This is a genomic window from Ignavigranum ruoffiae (genome assembly GCF_023195815.2).
Lineage (GTDB): Bacteria > Bacillota > Bacilli > Lactobacillales > Aerococcaceae > Ignavigranum > Ignavigranum ruoffiae.
The window spans coordinates 300,967-317,183 of record NZ_CP096206.2 but is presented as its reverse complement, the minus strand read 5'-3'; the positions used below and the strand labels follow the sequence as shown (position 1 = coordinate 317,183).

At 39.6% G+C, this 16,217-nt stretch carries 15 protein-coding genes; 3 read left to right on the top strand and 12 right to left on the bottom strand.

The genetic code is table 11. The features are described from left to right. Positions 1-84: 84 nt before the first annotated feature. The 4 genes from nrdF to M0R79_RS01535 are packed head-to-tail and all read right to left on the bottom strand — an operon-like array spanning position 85 to position 3,913. The gene (gene nrdF, locus M0R79_RS01550; RefSeq protein WP_248416708.1) at positions 85-1,074 is read right to left on the bottom strand and encodes a class 1b ribonucleoside-diphosphate reductase subunit beta; all 990 of its coding nucleotides are present in this window, start codon (positions 1,072-1,074) and stop codon (positions 85-87) included. A gap of 10 nt (positions 1,075-1,084) precedes the next feature. Next, positions 1,085-3,310 carry a class 1b ribonucleoside-diphosphate reductase subunit alpha gene (gene nrdE / locus M0R79_RS01545; RefSeq protein WP_248416709.1) on the bottom strand — a complete coding sequence of 742 codons (2,226 nt, stop codon included), beginning with the start codon at positions 3,308-3,310 and terminating at the stop codon, positions 1,085-1,087. After that, positions 3,291-3,677, bottom strand: coding sequence for a class Ib ribonucleoside-diphosphate reductase assembly flavoprotein NrdI (gene nrdI, locus M0R79_RS01540; protein WP_092572691.1), 387 nt, complete (start codon positions 3,675-3,677; stop codon positions 3,291-3,293). Before nrdI ends, nrdE begins: the two co-directional genes overlap by 20 nt. 2 nt (positions 3,678-3,679) lie before the next feature. Next, positions 3,680-3,913 carry a glutaredoxin family protein gene (locus tag M0R79_RS01535; RefSeq protein WP_248416710.1) on the bottom strand — a complete coding sequence of 78 codons (234 nt, stop codon included), beginning with the start codon at positions 3,911-3,913 and terminating at the stop codon, positions 3,680-3,682. Between the two features lie 345 nt (positions 3,914-4,258). On the opposite strand from M0R79_RS01535, the gene M0R79_RS01530 reads away from it, so the two are divergent. Then, positions 4,259-5,626 (top strand): FAD-dependent oxidoreductase, encoded by a 1,368-nt coding sequence (locus tag M0R79_RS01530; RefSeq protein WP_248416711.1) that lies wholly within the window; start codon positions 4,259-4,261, stop codon positions 5,624-5,626. 321 nt (positions 5,627-5,947) lie between these two features. Here M0R79_RS01530 and M0R79_RS01525 read toward each other — a convergent pair whose 3' ends face one another. Genes M0R79_RS01525 through rpiA form a run of 3 tightly spaced genes read right to left on the bottom strand, consistent with a single transcriptional unit; the run spans position 5,948 to position 10,944 of the window. Next, positions 5,948-8,863: an insulinase family protein gene (locus M0R79_RS01525; RefSeq protein ID WP_248416712.1), complete on the bottom strand. Its 2,916-nt coding sequence runs from the start codon at positions 8,861-8,863 to the stop codon at positions 5,948-5,950. Positions 8,864-8,923: 60 nt separating this feature from the next. Further along, positions 8,924-10,228 carry a pyrimidine-nucleoside phosphorylase gene (locus M0R79_RS01520; RefSeq protein WP_248416713.1) on the bottom strand — a complete coding sequence of 435 codons (1,305 nt, stop codon included), beginning with the start codon at positions 10,226-10,228 and terminating at the stop codon, positions 8,924-8,926. A 20-nt stretch (positions 10,229-10,248) separates the two neighbouring features. Next, a complete protein-coding gene (gene rpiA / locus M0R79_RS01515) occupies positions 10,249-10,944 on the bottom strand; it encodes a ribose-5-phosphate isomerase RpiA (protein ID WP_248416714.1) in 696 nt (231 codons plus the stop codon). Positions 10,945-11,088: 144 nt separating this feature from the next. Here rpiA and M0R79_RS01510 point away from each other — a divergent pair, with 144 nt between their 5' ends. After that, a complete protein-coding gene (locus M0R79_RS01510) occupies positions 11,089-11,832 on the top strand; it encodes a CpXC domain-containing protein (protein WP_248416715.1) in 744 nt (247 codons plus the stop codon). A 128-nt stretch (positions 11,833-11,960) separates the two neighbouring features. Here the strand turns inward: M0R79_RS01510 and M0R79_RS01505 are convergent, their stop codons facing one another. Continuing rightward, positions 11,961-12,941, bottom strand: a complete 981-nt coding sequence (locus M0R79_RS01505; protein WP_248416716.1) for a glycosyltransferase — start codon at positions 12,939-12,941, stop codon at positions 11,961-11,963. A 116-nt stretch (positions 12,942-13,057) separates the two neighbouring features. Next, on the bottom strand, positions 13,058-13,417 hold the full coding sequence (locus tag M0R79_RS01500; RefSeq protein ID WP_092572683.1) for a hypothetical protein: 360 nt from the start codon (positions 13,415-13,417) through the stop codon (positions 13,058-13,060). 330 nt (positions 13,418-13,747) lie between these two features. Here M0R79_RS01500 and M0R79_RS01495 point away from each other — a divergent pair, with 330 nt between their 5' ends. After that, on the top strand, positions 13,748-13,927 hold the full coding sequence (locus M0R79_RS01495) for an AbrB/MazE/SpoVT family DNA-binding domain-containing protein (RefSeq protein WP_248416717.1): 180 nt from the start codon (positions 13,748-13,750) through the stop codon (positions 13,925-13,927). 357 nt (positions 13,928-14,284) lie between these two features. Here the strand turns inward: M0R79_RS01495 and M0R79_RS01490 are convergent, their stop codons facing one another. The 3 genes from M0R79_RS01490 to M0R79_RS01480 all read right to left on the bottom strand — a co-directional run bounded on the left by M0R79_RS01490 (position 14,285) and on the right by M0R79_RS01480 (position 16,040). Next, positions 14,285-14,698, bottom strand: a complete 414-nt coding sequence (locus M0R79_RS01490) for a hypothetical protein (protein WP_248416718.1) — start codon at positions 14,696-14,698, stop codon at positions 14,285-14,287. Further along, positions 14,695-15,222, bottom strand: coding sequence for a hypothetical protein (locus M0R79_RS01485; protein WP_248416719.1), 528 nt, complete (start codon positions 15,220-15,222; stop codon positions 14,695-14,697). Before M0R79_RS01485 ends, M0R79_RS01490 begins: the two co-directional genes overlap by 4 nt. Before the next feature lie 266 nt (positions 15,223-15,488). After that, the gene (locus M0R79_RS01480) at positions 15,489-16,040 is read right to left on the bottom strand and encodes a hypothetical protein (protein WP_248416720.1); all 552 of its coding nucleotides are present in this window, start codon (positions 16,038-16,040) and stop codon (positions 15,489-15,491) included. Between the last annotated feature and the right edge of the window lie 177 nt (positions 16,041-16,217).

The following is a 16,217-nucleotide window of genomic DNA, read 5'->3' as shown; positions in this document are numbered from 1 at the left end:
TAATTGTTCATTTATTCACATTATAGACCAGTGTAAAAAAAGTGCTCCCCCTTTCAGAGAAGCACATTCGTCGTTTCAATTTAATTAATTATCTTCCTTAAGTTCAAAATCTGGTAACACTTGATAATCATCATCCGTCATGGCTTCAACCTGACCCATCAGATAACCTGAACCAACCTGAGAGAAGAAATCGTGGTTTGAGGTTTCCACGGAGATGCCATTCATTACTACCGGGTTGACAGCTTCGGCTGTTCCTTCAGGAAAGAGCGGTTCAAAGCCTAGATTTTGTAATGCTTTGTTCGCATTATATTTAACAAATATTTTAACATCATCGGTCCAGCCAACTTGATCGTAAAGTGTTTCGGTATAAGCCAATTCATTCTCCATCAAATCAAAGAGCAAACTAAACATCCAATCACGAATTTCAGCTTGTTCGTCTTCTTTCAGCTGATTATAAGCAATTTGGAATTTATAACCTAGATAGGTTCCGTGGACCGATTCGTCACGAATAATTAACTTAATAATCTCTGCGACATTGGGCAGTAAGTTATTACCCAAATACCATAAAGGGGTGTAAAAGCCACTATAAAAGAGGAAAGACTCTAAGAATACAGAGGCAATTTTCTTTTGCAAAGCATTGCCTTCTTGATAAATCTTATTAATGACTTGGGCTTTATATTGTAATTGGGGATCATTATTTACCCAATCGAAAATCTCATCAATATCGCGACTATCATTTAAAGAGATGAAAATCGTTGAATAAGATTTAGCATGAACGGATTCCATAAATAATATATTATTCAGTACGGCTTCTTCATGTTGTGTCCGCACATCATCTCGCATCACGTTGGCGCCTTCTTCAGACTGCAGTGTATCTAGGAGGGTCAAGCCGCCAAAGGCTTTATTGACCACATCGCGTTCGGCCCATGACAGGGAACGCCAATCGTCTAAGTCGTTAGAGACCGGAATACGGGTGTCTAGCCAGAATTGGGAAGTTAACTTCTCCCAGGTAAATTTATCCAAAGCATCTTCAAGTCGGTTCCAATCAATGGCCTTATAGTATAAATATGTCATCGCTATCCTCCTAAACTAAGCATGATTCACATTGATTAGCACCAATGATATCGCCATCTTCGGTATAAGTCCGTACATAATACAAGGATTTAATCCCTTTAGTAAAGGCATAGTTACGGAGCATATTTAAATCACGGGTCGTCATCTTACTTTGTAAAGGCGACTTCCATTCATACAGACCTTCTGGTAGCTCAGATCGCATAAACAAAGTCAAACTCATTCCTTGGTCGATATGTTTCTGGGCGGTAGCATATACGTCAATAATCTTGCGTTGATCCATATCATAAGCCGACCGATAGTATGGCAAGGTTTCATTGGATAAATAAGGCGCCGGGTAGAAGATGGCACCCACAGTCTTCTCTTGTCGGTGTTCAATGCGTTGGGTAATCGGATGTAGCGATGCCGAAGTCTCGTTAATATAGGAAATAGATCCATTAGGAGCTACTGCCATCCGATTTCGATGGTATAAGCCGGTCGCTTGAACTTGATCCTTCAAAGCTTGCCAATCTTCAACCGTCGGCACCGGAATATCTTTCAAGATTTCTTGAACTTTAGCAGATTGAATCTCAACCTCATCTTTCAAGTAAGTGTCAAAATATGACCCATCTGCATAAGCCGATTTCTCAAAATCATTGAAGCTTTCGCCCCGTTCTTGAGCAATCCGATTAGAGGCTTGCAAGGTATAGAAGTTGATTGAGCGGAAGATTGCATCAGTCAACTCTAAAGATTCGGCAGAACCATATTCAATTTGATGAATGGCAAAGAGGGTATGCAGTCCCATCGCCCCTAAACCAATCGTATGGTATAAGCGATTCCCTTTCTGAATCGTGGGTACTTCTTCTAAGTCGGTATGATCGGTCACAGTAGTTAAAGCACGCACTGCTGTCTCAATGGATTTAGCAAAATCTGGTCCCTCTAGCAAGTTCACTAAGTTAGCTGACCCTAGATTACAAGAAATATCGGTCCCTACCTGATTATATGATAAATCATCATTCAGACGGGAAGGTTCTTGAGGTTGGAAGATTTCTGAACAGAGATTGCTCATAATAATCCTCCCGGCTACCGGATTAGCCCGATTGACCGTATCGATATTAATAATATAAGGATAGCCCGATTCTTGTTGTAGACGAGAGATTTCTTGTTCTAATTCGCGGGCCATGATTTTCGTTTTCTTAATTTCAGGATTATGTACCATATTGTCATATTCGGCGGTAATATCTACATAAGAGAATGGCTTACCGTAGACCCGCTCCACATCATAAGGACTGAATAAGTACATAGCCTGATTCGTCTTGATTAATTCATAATATTTATCGGGAACAACTAACCCTAAAGACAAGGTCTTTACTCGAATCTTCTCATCAGCATTCTCTTTCTTGGTAGATAAGAAACCATAGATATCAGGATGGAAGACATTCAGGTAGACCACACCCGCTCCATTACGTTGACCTAACTGGTTAGAATAAGAGAAGGAGTCTTCTAATAATTTCATCACCGGAATCACACCTGAGGATGCATTCTCAATCTTTTTTATCGGGTCGCCCGCTGCTCGCAAGTTAGACAAATTCGTCCCCACACCACCACCCATTCGTGACAATTGAAGGGCTGAATTAATGGCTCGACCAATCGATAGCATCGAATCATCAACATCCATTAAGAAGCATGAGACCATTTCTCCTCTTCTTTTCTTACCGGCATTGAGGAAAGTTGGCGTCGCTGGCTGATAACGTTGTTCAATCAATTCTTCTGCCAGATCCTGGGCCAACTGACGATCGCCATCAGCTAAGTACAAGGCATTAAAAGCCACTCGGTCTTCGTAGCGTTCCAGATATTTCCGTCCATCATTGGTTTTTAATGCATACTGAGTATAGAATTTATAAGCCCCCATGAAACTCTTGAAACGAAACTTATGGCTATAAATTTGTTTAAACAATTGTTTAACAAAATCAAAGTCAAAATCTTTGCCTTGATTATCAGCTAACCCTGCGCTTTCTTCAGTTTGCGGATATTTTAAGAAGATATTTTTATCAATATAATCATGCTCAATCAGATAGCCAAGCTTCTCGTCTAAAGAATGGAAGAATACGGTATTCATATTAATATGTTCGAGGAAATAGGCCCGTACAGCTTCCTTATCTTTAGCAATCGGGATTTGACCATCGACGGGAATATTCAATTGGTTATTTAATTTAAAATAGGTTTTTTCCTCAGTTTTTTTAATGGTTTGTTGTTTCACGGAATGCCTCCAATGCGTTTTTTAGTTGATCGACATCATAGTCAGAACCCTGAAATTCGAAAAGATGTAAGAGGGGGAGCTGATAGTCGCGTGCCATATCTTTGGCAGTAAAACAAAATAACTGGGCAAAGTTACGATTACCGCCGCCAAAAATTCCCTGACAATAAGATTGATTGTCGGCCGTTTGTAAGAAATCATCCACCACTTCCACAACCGGCCGTTCATAAGTTGGCACCACTAAAATGAAATCTTCAGAATTCTCGATAAATGGATTGACTGGATCAATTTCTAAGGCCGTATATTGGGGTAATTTCTCAACAAAGCGTCGGGTCTGCCCAGTTAAGGAAAAGTAGACAATTTGAGCCATCTTTATCCCACTAATGCTTGCAAGCGATCAGATTGGTAACCACTGAAAGATTCTTGTCCATCAATTACTACTACTGGTAAACTAGCATAACCTAGGTTCTTAACCTCTTCTAAAGCTTGGGCTGATTTTTGAATATCTTTCTCAATAAAAGTGATTTGGTTTTTTTCTAAGAATTTTTTGGTAAACATGCATTGGCCGCAACCAGGTTTAGTATATAAAGTAATTGTTTTATTCATCAAATTTCCTCCTATAACACAATATGTAGTGTTCCCAACCGGGACATACACACTATATATTGATTTCTTTCCAATTGCAAGCCATATTTTTTGTTCGTTTTTTCACTTGGCTTTAAGATAGGCCTGATTCTTAATAAAATCTTTTTATATGCCTATTAATGAAACTTATATGAGAAGTTGATGAAAGCCTAATTTATAAGCATTCTAAGTAAAATAAAATCAAATATATGCTTGTTTAATGTGATTACCGTCTCTTTTCACTTGTGAAAGTGAGCAAGCTGCGTTGGTTTGAAAGCGTATTTGTGGTATAGTGAAGCTAATCTAACTAATAGGAGGAATTAATCAATGAAAGTTATCGTAGTTGGAACATCACACGCTGGTTACGAAGCTGTTCAAACCATTTTGAAAGACGCTCCCGATACCGAAATTCATTTATATGAACGCGGAACTACTGCTTCATTCTTATCATGTGGGATTCAAAGTTTCTTAGAGGATATCTCACCTTCATTAGATAGCTTGCACTATGCGAATGAAGAATCTTATAAAAAACAAGGCGTAAACATCCATATGAATAGTGATGTCGTTGCTGTTGATCCTGCTAAGAAAACAATCACTGTGAAAACAGAACAAGGTGAAGAAACTGAAAGCTACGACAAATTATTCTTAAGTCCTGGTGCCGTTCCAGTAGAAATTCCAGTTCCTGGTTTAGACGCTGAAGGAGTTTACTACATGCGTGGACGTGACTGGGCTGGTAAGATTAAAGAACGTATGAACACGGCTAAGAAAGCTGTCGTTGTTGGTGGCGGATATATTGGTATTGAAGTGGCTGAAGCCTTCACTAAACATGGCATCGACACAACCATTATCGACTTCCAACCTACTATTCTACCTACTTACTTAGATAAAGAATTCACTGACATCTTAATTAAGAACTGTGAAGAACATGGTATGAAATTCCACGGTGGCGAAGGTGTTAAAGAAATCGTTGCCGATAACGGTAAAGTTAGCAAAGTAGTTACCGATAAAGGTGAATACGAATGTGATACCGTTGTTATGGCTGTTGGAGTTAAACCAAATACCGCTTGGTTGAAAGATACCTTAGCTATGAATGAAAAAGGCTTCGTAGAAGTGAACGAATACTTAGAATCTTCAGAAAAAGACATTTATGTTGCTGGGGATGCTACCTTTATTCCATTCGCACCAGACCACGGCAAACGTCCAATCGCTTTAGCTTCTAACGCTCGTCGTCAAGCAGTGATTGCGGCTAAGAACTTATTACATGGCAACAAGATGGAAATGGTAGAAGTATCTGGTACTTCTGGACTTGCATTATTTGACTACCACTTCGCTTGTACTGGTGTTAAAGATGTGGATGCTAAGACAATCGGTAAGGAAGTTGATAGCAAGTACTATGAAGAACAAATTCTTCCAGACTTCATCCAAAATCCTGAAACCGTTCATATGAAGATCCACTTCGAAAAAGATTCTCACCGTATCGTGGGTGCTCAATTAATGTCTAAAGAACCTAGCGTGATTATGTCAATCAATGCAATTTCTGTAGCCATTTCTGCTGGCTGGACACTAGAACAATTAGCATTAGCTGACTTCTTCTTCCAACCAGAATATGACCGTCCTTGGAACTTCTTAAACGTTCTTGCTCAACAAGCAATTGGTGACGAATTCACCTTCGGATCAGATAAAGAAATTTTCTAATCCCCTTATGAGCTGAATCATTAAACAAAGACCTAAGCCAATGATGCTTAGGTCTTTTTGCTTGCAAATCATTAGTAACCAACAGAGTCTAGGAGTAGTGGCTCCCTAATTTTTTGAGTGGAAAGCGTAAAGTTTCTTCTTCCACCCAATTTTCTAAACAAAAAGACGACTGAAATCAATTCAATCGTCTAATATATACAATAAGTCGTTTAATTTGAAAGATTGACTAGCCCCAGAAATTCACTCCGGTCTATTCCAACCATCATCAAACTGAAACATTTCTTCAATCTAGATCGTAATGTTTTTATTTAGATAATGAAATTAATATAACTTCTCAATCACCTGAAATTGGTCTTTGGCTTGGTCAATGGCTGTCTGATTGCCAATCACAACTACCGCCCGGTCAGCCAGGACTTCAGCAAACTCAGGGGCCAAGGCGCGAAGATCAGCCAAATTAGTCTGAATAATCTCCTCTTTCAAGCGCACAATATCTTCAGTCGTTCGACCGACTTGATGCATCACGAAAGCCTTAAGACCTTTGTCTGATGCTGATAAAGGTCGTTCAATTTCACTCATGGTCCCAATGATATTCTTCTCAAGTTCTTCATCACTTAAATCCAGCTGGGCGAGATAATCACTGGTGCCCTGGAAAGTCGCCAAGGTTTTGGCGATATTCGGATCCCGATAGGAAGAGAAGAACATATCCCCCAAGACACGGAAACTATAAGAAGCTCTATAAGCTCCACCTTTAACGCGAATATTATTCCACAAATAATCGAAACGTAATAAGGTCGATAAGACTTCAGTTTGACCTGAATGTTGTAATTCAGGGTGGGCTAGACTGGCTTGAGCGACATAATTCACATCTTGACTGGTCACAAAGGCTTCATCTTGCCGCTTTCCAGTCGGGTAATTCTGACGAGTTTCCATCGGTTGATCAGCGAAAGCTAAGAAAAGGTCAGCAACTTGTTCTTTGACGGTTTGAGCCCGGTCGGCATCGCCAATATACAAGGCATTTGCTCGACTTCGTTTAAGGAGTTTGGCTAGCATGGTTTGTAACTGCTTGATCACTTGTTGACCCTGTCCGTTTTGTAATTGAGTTCGGGTGACCTTCAAATAGTTGAAATAATCAATCCCAGTCACTTGTTCAGCCAATTTCGTCTTAGCCGATAATTGACCAAGTGCTCGTTGACTGGCTAGCGCATTGGCTGAGAAATTAATCCGTTGTTCGAAGTTAGAAATCAATTTCTGAACGCGTTGCAGAATCTCTTTCTCTCGATCAACTTGACTCTCTAGCATAATTTCTTTCATCAGCGCCATTAATTTAGCAAATGAAGCCTTTAAGGCCTTGCCTGACAGTACAAAATAAGGTTTGATTGTCCGATCTAAGTCTTCAAAAATTTGAATCGCCGCTGAAATTCCGCCAGTATTTAGGTCTATTTGGGTCAATAATTCAGCAGCTGTAAGCTGACGAGTCGGCAATTTACCTAGGAGACTGGCTAATAACTTCAAGCTACTATAGTCTTCCATTGGTATATCAGAAATATCAAGATACAAATCTAAATAGTCAATACCCGAAGTGAACTGCTCAGCAAAATAAAAGTGATTAGCTGATATTGAATCTTCATCCGCCCATAAGTCTTCAATCACTAAAGGCAAGTCTTCAGTTTCCGTCTCTAAGTCAGCCTTACTTAAGCGAGGAATCTTCGCCAAATCTTCTTTCGAATCGGCTTGTTCTTGACGAGCTAATAAACTTTGGGTCTGATCCACCAATGAGGTAATTTCCTCGGTGGATAGGCTGGCTTTATACTCTTGCAATTGCTTTAATTTTTGCGCTTCAAGGCTATCGTTTTTCCCAGCTTCTCCACTTAAGACCAATTCAATCTTTTGTGGATTGGCTAAGAGTTTATATTGAATCAATTTCTCGAAATATTTTTGCTCGGCCAAATGCTCTAATTTGGTCAGATATTTAGAGAATTCCAACAAGCCATAAGGCTTTTCATTATAGAGCCAGGACAGATAGGCAGCCATCGCATAGATGACTCCCCGCGGATTTGATTCCGAAATGGCCATTTCCTTCAATTGGAAATTAATCTTGTTCAAGGAAGCCTTAATCAGTTGTGGATCAATTCCGTCTTCAACCAATTGACTTAGCTTGGTCTCAACCAGCTCTCTGAAGCGATCCATTTGCTCAGCTTGGCTATATTTGACAATAATATTAAATAAGCGCGGGAAACCCATTTCATCATATTCAGCCAGGATATCGCCACCAATATTGGCTTCAAGCAGAGCTTTCTTTAATGGCGCTTCATTATTGCCAAAGAGAATATCAGCCAGCACGGTCAAACCATATCCATCTAAAACTTCATCTGGACTGGCTACATACCAAGACATGGCTAGATAATCTTTGTCCCGTGGATCGTCACCTTCAGCCAACGAATAGGTCGACCGAATCGGTTCGTTAATCTTATCTCCTTGAGGAACAACCGTTAAATCAACGACGGTCTCTTCTTTAGAATATTGGTCAAAATATTCAGCCAGACTGGCTAAAGCCCAGTCAATATCCAGATCACCATATAAAACCGTATAAGAATTACTTGGCTGGTAATATTGCTTATGGAAAGCAACAAAATCTGCTTGATTCAGACTGGTAATCGCGCTAGGATCGCCGCCGGAATCCCATTGGTAGAGACTATCTTTTAATAAGTGCGCAGAAATTTGCTTATAAAGTTGGCGTTCTGGAGAAGCATTCGCCCCTTTCATCTCGTTGTAGACGACCCCCTTATAGGTTAAGTCATCTTCGGCATGTTCCAAATGATAATGCCAACCTTCTTGGGCTAGAATCTGAGGATTCTCACGCAATTTGGGTTTAAAGACAGCATCTAGATAAACCGACATCAAATTCTTAAAATCTTGGTCATTGGTTGAAGCCACCGGGTATATGGTCTTATCTGCAAAAGTCATCGCATTGACAAACGTATTTAAAGAACCCTTAATCAGTTCCACAAAAGGTTCTTTGGAAGGGAACTTCTCTGAACCATTTAAGACTGAATGTTCAATAATATGGGCAATCCCATTATCACTGCTCGGTGGGGTCTTAAAACCGATGGTAAAGGCTTTATTTTGATCATCGTTCTTCAGATAAAGGACTTTTGCCCCTGTTACTTCATGTTCATATAGGATAGCCAGCGATTGAATATCTGGCAATGCGTGTTCTTCAATCTTTCGAAAAGACATCTAAATTTCCTCCAATTATCTTTTACAATCTTTGCTTAGGAATCAGATCCAAACTTGGTATTAAGCTTGAATCACTTCATGAATCAAGGTCGGTGTTGGGCAAATTTGATCTTGAATGGTTACCGCGGCTAAGACTTTCTCGCGCAATTGATCAACATCAGCAGTCTGGCTATGTAAGACTAATAAGGGCTCACCGGCTTGAACAGCATCGCCAATCTTCTTCTCAATAACTAGGCCTACGCTTGGATCAATCTGATCCTCCGTGCGTTGACGGCCTGCTCCTAATAAAGCAGCCACTTCGCCGATTGCTTGAGCCTGCCAATGGGCCACATAACCCGACTTCGGTGCTAAGACTGGAATCTGATAGGCTGCTTGGCTTAAGCGTTCAGGATGGTCAACGACCTCACTATCGCCGCTTTGGGCTTCAATGAACTCTTTGAATTTCGCTAAAGCTTGGCCATTTTGAATTTGTTGGCGTAATGCCGCTTGGGCTTGGTCTAAATCAGTATAGGCATCGGCCGCTACTAGCATCTGGCCGCCCAGAAGCAGACATAATTCTTCCAAATCTTTAGGTCCTTGGCCTTTTAATGTAGCAATGGCTTCTTTTATCTCCAAAGCATTGCCGACGGCACAACCCAAAGGTTGATTCATGTCAGAGATCACGGCTAAGGTCTTGCGCCCCACTTGTTGACCAATCTGAACCATCTGGTGGGCTAAGGCTTCTGCCTGCTCCACTGTCTTCATAAAGGCACCTTTGCCGACCTTGACATCCAGTACAATGGCATCGGCACCGGCCGCAATTTTCTTACTCATAATCGAAGCCGCAATCAAAGGAATCGACTGAACCGTGGCCGTCACATCACGTAAGGCATACATCTTCTTATCGGCTGGGGTCAGGTTCCCCGTCTGACCGACCACAGCAATGTGATGACGGTTGACTTGATCGATAAAGTTATCAATCGGGACCTCCACGTTAAACCCTGGAATCGACTCCAGCTTGTCCAGGGTACCGCCAGTGTGACCCAAACCTCGACCACTCATCTTAGCCACAGGAATTCCTAAACTGGCCACTAAGGGCGCCAGGATAATCGTCGTCGTATCACCCACGCCACCGGTCGAATGTTTATCAACTTTCTTGCCATGGATGGCCGATAAATCAATCATATCGCCTGAATGAGCCATGGCCATGGTCAGATAACTGGCTTCTTCCTCTGTCATTCCCTGAAAATATACCGCCATCATCCAGGCTGACATTTGATAATCAGGAATCTTATCCTGCGTATAATCTTCAATCAATTGATTGATTTCTTCTTGACTTAAGGCCTTACCAGCTTGTTTCTTCTGTATTAATTCAACCATGTTCATCAGCGGTTCCTCTTTTCTTATTATTGGATGATGGTAGGTCGTTCGATAGTTTCATAGCCACCTTGCTGGTCGCCCACCAAGATAACATTCGGGTAATTAATAAAGAGACCGTGTTCAACCACACCTACCATGTTCTTTAACTCAAAGGCGACTTGTTCCGGATGTTCAATCTTGCCAAGATGAAGGTCAATAATATAATTGCCTGAATCCGTAATAAATAAAGAATCAACGCCCTTCTTGCGAAAACTCGGCTGCATACCTGCCTTATCAAAAGTGTGGAATAACTTCCAAGCACCGAATTGTACCACTTCAACGGGTAGCGGGAAGGCCCCTAAGTAGTCCACCCGCTTAGCTTGATCGACAATCCAAATAATCTTCCGGCTATATTGGGCGACAATCTTCTCCAATAATAGCGCTCCCCCTCCGCCTTTGATCCCAGAGAAGGAATCCAATGTTTCGTCAGCTCCATCGACCAAGACGTCAATATGATCAACTTCATCCAGAGTGACTGTAGGCAAGCCTAAAGACTGGGCTTGTTGTTCTGTCTGAGTCGATGTGGAAACACAACGAATCTGATTGATCTGACCTGAAGCATAACGCTTACCTAGTTCATCCACGAAATAATAGGCAGTGGAACCTGTCCCCAAGCCTACCACCATTCCACTTTCTATATAATCGACTGCTTTGCGGCCAACGGTTTCTTTTGCGACTGACATGCCCTACCTCCTATAAATATTATTCACTATCGCTCGCACCAAGCTCATTTAGCTTTAATAAAGATATGCTTAGTATATCATATTTTACGCAGACAGATTATAATATGATATACTAAAACAAAGATAATGATGAAGGAGAATCCCATGAAACAATGTGTTACCATCCAATGTCCAGTCTGCCAACATGAACAAGAAAAAGAAATTTGGACAAAAATCGATGCCCAAGCTGATCCAGAAGCTAAAGCCTCCCTCTTGGCCGGGGAAATCTTTAATTTTGAATGTGAACAATGTGGCGCTCGACGTCAAATTGATTCTGATTTCTTATATCTGGACCATGAAAAACACTTTATTGTCAGCTTGATTCCCAATTTAGAAGAACGAAAAGAAGCGATGGAAGAAATCTTGGGCCAATTTATGCGTCAATCTAGTCAAGATCTGACCAACTATACTTTGCGGGTCGTCCGTGATGCTCCTTCCTTAGTCGAGAAAGTTTCAATTTTAGACCAAGGTCTGAACGATATTGTGATTGAAATCGTGAAATTATTGACCGATGGCATCTTTGCCAAAGAACGACCAGAAGACTCGGTGAAAGCCCGTTACTTCTATCTTCATCATAGTGAACGCAAACTTCTTTATATTACCGATACTGATAGTCTGATTGTCGATTTCCATCAGTCCTTATTGGACTTTGCTGAAGATAAATACAAGAAAGCCATCAATGAAGACACTCAAGGTCGTTTTATCGTGGTCGATCATCACTGGGCGGCCAATCTATTAGAAAAGAAACCAGGGCAAGCTGTTAAAGAATACGCTGATCAACAACAAGAGAAACCTTTGACCAAGCACCAACAGCAGCGGATCGCCAAGAAACTTAAACGCCGAAAATAATCTGTCTCAACCAAGCTTAGATTCGCCACCATTACAAGAAGAACCCCCGTCCTACTGAGTTAGTCAGTATAACGGGGGTTATTAAATATCATCTATGAAATTTTCTTGAGTGGCTAGCAAAATGATTTTCATGAGACATGGTGTGGGTGATCAACCTGCTTGTCTGAGCTAGAAAGTGACTGTTCTTTAATTAAATAATGGGGACGGTGCTTACTTTCCAGATACATCTTAGCGATATACTTCCCAATAATTCCTAAGGATAAGAGTTGCAGACCGCCCATGCCAATCACTAGGACCGCAAGCGAAGGCCAACCCGGTGTAGGGTCACCAAATAATAAGGTTCGGATAACAATCACCAAGCCAATAATTAGTGCAAGGATAAAACTGACAAAGCCAATAAAAGAAGCCAGGGTTAAGGGACGATCCGAAAAAGAAATTATGCCATCAATCGCATAATCAACTAGGTTGATGAAAGACCAAGAACTCTCCCCAGCTAGTCGGGGAGCATGAGGATAAGGCACATAGGCTGTATCAAAACCAACCCAGGAGAACAAGCCCTTGGAGAAGCGATTCCGCTCGGGCAAACGGCGGACAGCTTCCACCACTTGACGATTCATCAAGCGATAATCACGTGATCCCTCAACTAACTTAACCTGAGCAATTCGATTATATAACTTATAAAACTGGGTAGCGAAGAAAGAACGAATCCGTGGCTCTCCTTGCCGGTTCGAACGGATAGCGGCCGCGACATCATGTCCTTCCTCCTTGACAAGTCGGAACATCTCCACTAATAAATGAGGAGGATCCTGTAAATCAACGTCCATAATAGCCACCCACTCCCCTTCCGCATGGTCAAGACCGGCTAAAATGGCCGCCTCTTTACCAAAATTCCGCGAGAAAGAAAGATAATGAACTCGTTGGGGATATTGCTTGACTAAATCTTTCAACTTAACGAGGGTATCATCCGCTGATCCATCATTCACAAAGAGAATTTCGAGGAAAACATCGGGCAGAGATGCTTGCGTATGAAAAATTTCTTGAATAAATGTATCCAAAGATGACGCTTCGTTATAACAAGGTACTATAATGCTAATTACATTTGCTTTCATAAATTATGGCCTCCTAGAACCCTAAACTTTCATCAGACCAAGGGTTAGCAACCTTGATAATAACCTAAACAATAGCAAGATGGCTGATGAAATTCAAGTATTTTTTTGTGAATATATTAGGATTCTAGGCCTTCAATCCGATAACGAATTTCGCCAGCTTGGCCCTGATCTTGGTTAGTTACCTGCATGGCAATGATCCATTCCCCCGGTAGAATCTTGCCGGGCTGACTGGCCGGACTCGATTGGTCCACTTGTTCATGAATACAATAGCCTTGCCGAGAACCGAGATTCTCTAATTCCAAACGCAAATTATATTGACTATCATAGATAAATGCACACTGAACCTGATGATGTTCACATTGAAAGTTTACCCGCAAACCTAACAAATCTGCTGGCACATTAAATCGTTCGATAATAAAGTCCTTAGTCCGGTGGTGATTGGCTTTAATATTGAATTGATTCTGCTGAATTAACATGGGCCTCTCCTTATCCGTTCTCTTTACCAACTTAAGTGTATCAAACCATTATTAATTGATTACTTAATTTATGTAAATTTAATGTAAATCTTTGATAAAGATTATAGGCTACCATTACTTTACAATTGGTAATATTGTCAAGGATAGTTTCACATCAACTCCCATAGCTTTACATAAAATAGCCAATGGTTTGCCCCTTTTTTGCCCCTTTTAATTAGGGGTTATTTTTTACAAAAAATAAAAATAATTTGCTAAAAGTGTTGAATATTGGTAACCAATGTTATATAATAAAGACAGTTAAGAAAGAGATATAAAAAGGAGCTAGAAAAAATGGAAAAAAGAAAATTAAATGCAATTGTGGCTAAGGCCGGCGGCACTGCTGGCCAAGGCTCTTATAATTATAAGATGACCATCCCCTCAGCATGGGCTAAGGAAATGGGAATCACAAAAGAGGACAGAGAATTAAAAGTTTATTTTGAAAAAAATAAAATAATTGTTGAAAAGGGTTGACTATTGGTAACCAATAGTATATAATATAGTTGTAAGGTTGAGAAAGAGCTCAACTATAAAAGAAAGGGAGGTTGGGAATGTGAGCGATCAAAAATCGCTTTTAATTCTATTCTTATCATAAGGAGGAAATCAGATAGCAGATATAGCTAATTTAGATACTATAAAATGGTTATTTAACTATGAATCCGGATATAAAATTGCTAAAGATACAGGAATCGCTCAATCTACGATTCCACGTTTCCAAACTGGAGAAACCAAGTTAGAAAATATGCGTTTTTCTCTCGCGATAAAATTAACAAACTATGCAGAAAACATAAAAAAAGAGCACAACCTATAAAAAAGGCTGTGCTTCCATTTTTATGCAACAATCATTTTGCCAAAAGTCTTAGGAGTGATTGGCAAATTCATCAAATCAATTAATTTATTAATCATGGGTTCACGACCAGTCTCTTCGGCAGTCACTTGTTCTAAAATGGGAGAAGAGCCCGTGGCTTCTAATAAAGCAATATTTTCTAATATTAATTCAGTGATAAAAATTAGTGCCAGCCGATAATTCACAAAGAACGACCCTAAAATTTTTATAGATGATCTTTTATCCTTTTCCAAATGGATAACTTTTATGTGGAGCTCTAGCAATAAAAATGGTAAGACAAGGTAACTGATAATGTTATTGAATTTAATTCCATTTTTCTTAAAGAAGGAATACGTTTCGATGGATAGAGACAAAAACCACAGAATGACTAGCAATAAAATAAATCCTATAATCATCATCTTTTATCTCCCCTCTTTCTAGATTTCTTTACGATGAAATCAATCTGTTTTTGTTTGTAATAATCTTTTCTCTGTTGATATTCTTGAATATATGCTTGGTTATTTTCTCTTACTTTTCTTTTTGCAATTTCAGCAATTAAATCATCATTTTTCTCTTTAGAGTACCCAAATACAATAAAAACTAATACAAAAGATATTGCTGATATAATAACACAAATCCACTTAAAACCACTAACAATAATTGTTTCGTAATTAAATAAAAAACTTACTTTCGAAACAAAAGAAATATATACTAATAAAAGGATAAGCAAAAGAGACTCCATATAAATAATCGCTTTTGATATTTTCTTAATATTCTGGTCCATATAAAAATACTTTTCATGTAAAGGCAATATACTATTAACCATGTATATAAAAGTCGTTGAGAAAAAGGCTCCTAAGTCATTATTACTATACATTGAGAGCCAGTATGTAATTAAAGAAAAAATTAACACTACCCTTTTAACAAATATTACATCAATCATTTTTACTTCCTTTATTCCAGTACCATTTATATTATAGCATAGCTCATAATCCTACTAACAAATATTGGCCATTCTCTTAATAGGTTAAATCCGATCTTTAATCTTTTTTAAGCCCTAATATGAGGCACTTTGAAAATAATTTCATCGTAAAGAAAACCTTTGTGTTACTAATATCTTATAAGGGCAATTATAAGTACAAAAAATCCCCTCTAGACTCGTCAAACAAGTTGTTTCAAGTAGAGGGAATTTATATTGAATAGGTTTTATTATTGACGGATGAGGGGATAATCTTGATAAGATAGGGTCTGGTCATCCACTCGTTCTAGGGACAATAGGTCTTTATCGAACAGTTTAATCGTGATGACTTGGTCTTGTTCAAGCCACTCGACTTGGCTCAGTAGGAAAACAATTTGACCCTCAGCGTTTAACTTAGTATAAATGCCTGGCGTGTGTTGCTCTAATTGATCAATCAGCTGATAGACAGTAGGATCATTATTTAAATCTAACCGCTGTTTGACTGTTTGGTAATCGATGCCCAAATCGATTTGATTCTGGCGTATATCTTCAGCCTCTGTCGACGGGTTGGGTAGACCGATTATATCAGCAGTAAAATTATTGAGTTTTAGAGTGAGTTCGTGAGCCTGGGGCGATTGCGAATTTATAGTAAGGTAAATCACTTTATCGATTCTTGAAAGTTCTTGAATCGGAGCGTCTTCAGTTTGCATTTGATAAATTTCTCTGGACTGAGCAGCGACCGAATTGCTGAGGCTAACGATACAAAGCACAAAGAGTGTCAAAACAGTTAATAATTTCTTCACGACAAGTCCCCCTTCTGCATTTTACTAAAACACACACTATTCTTTAATTATATTCTAATTTATCTCATCTTTTTTTCAAGTGCATCTTTATTTCCCTGGGTAAGGTTAAATGGATGGGTCGACTAGTGTTGTGGCCTAGGGACAATGATTGAAATTATTCTCTTCTATCCTATAAAT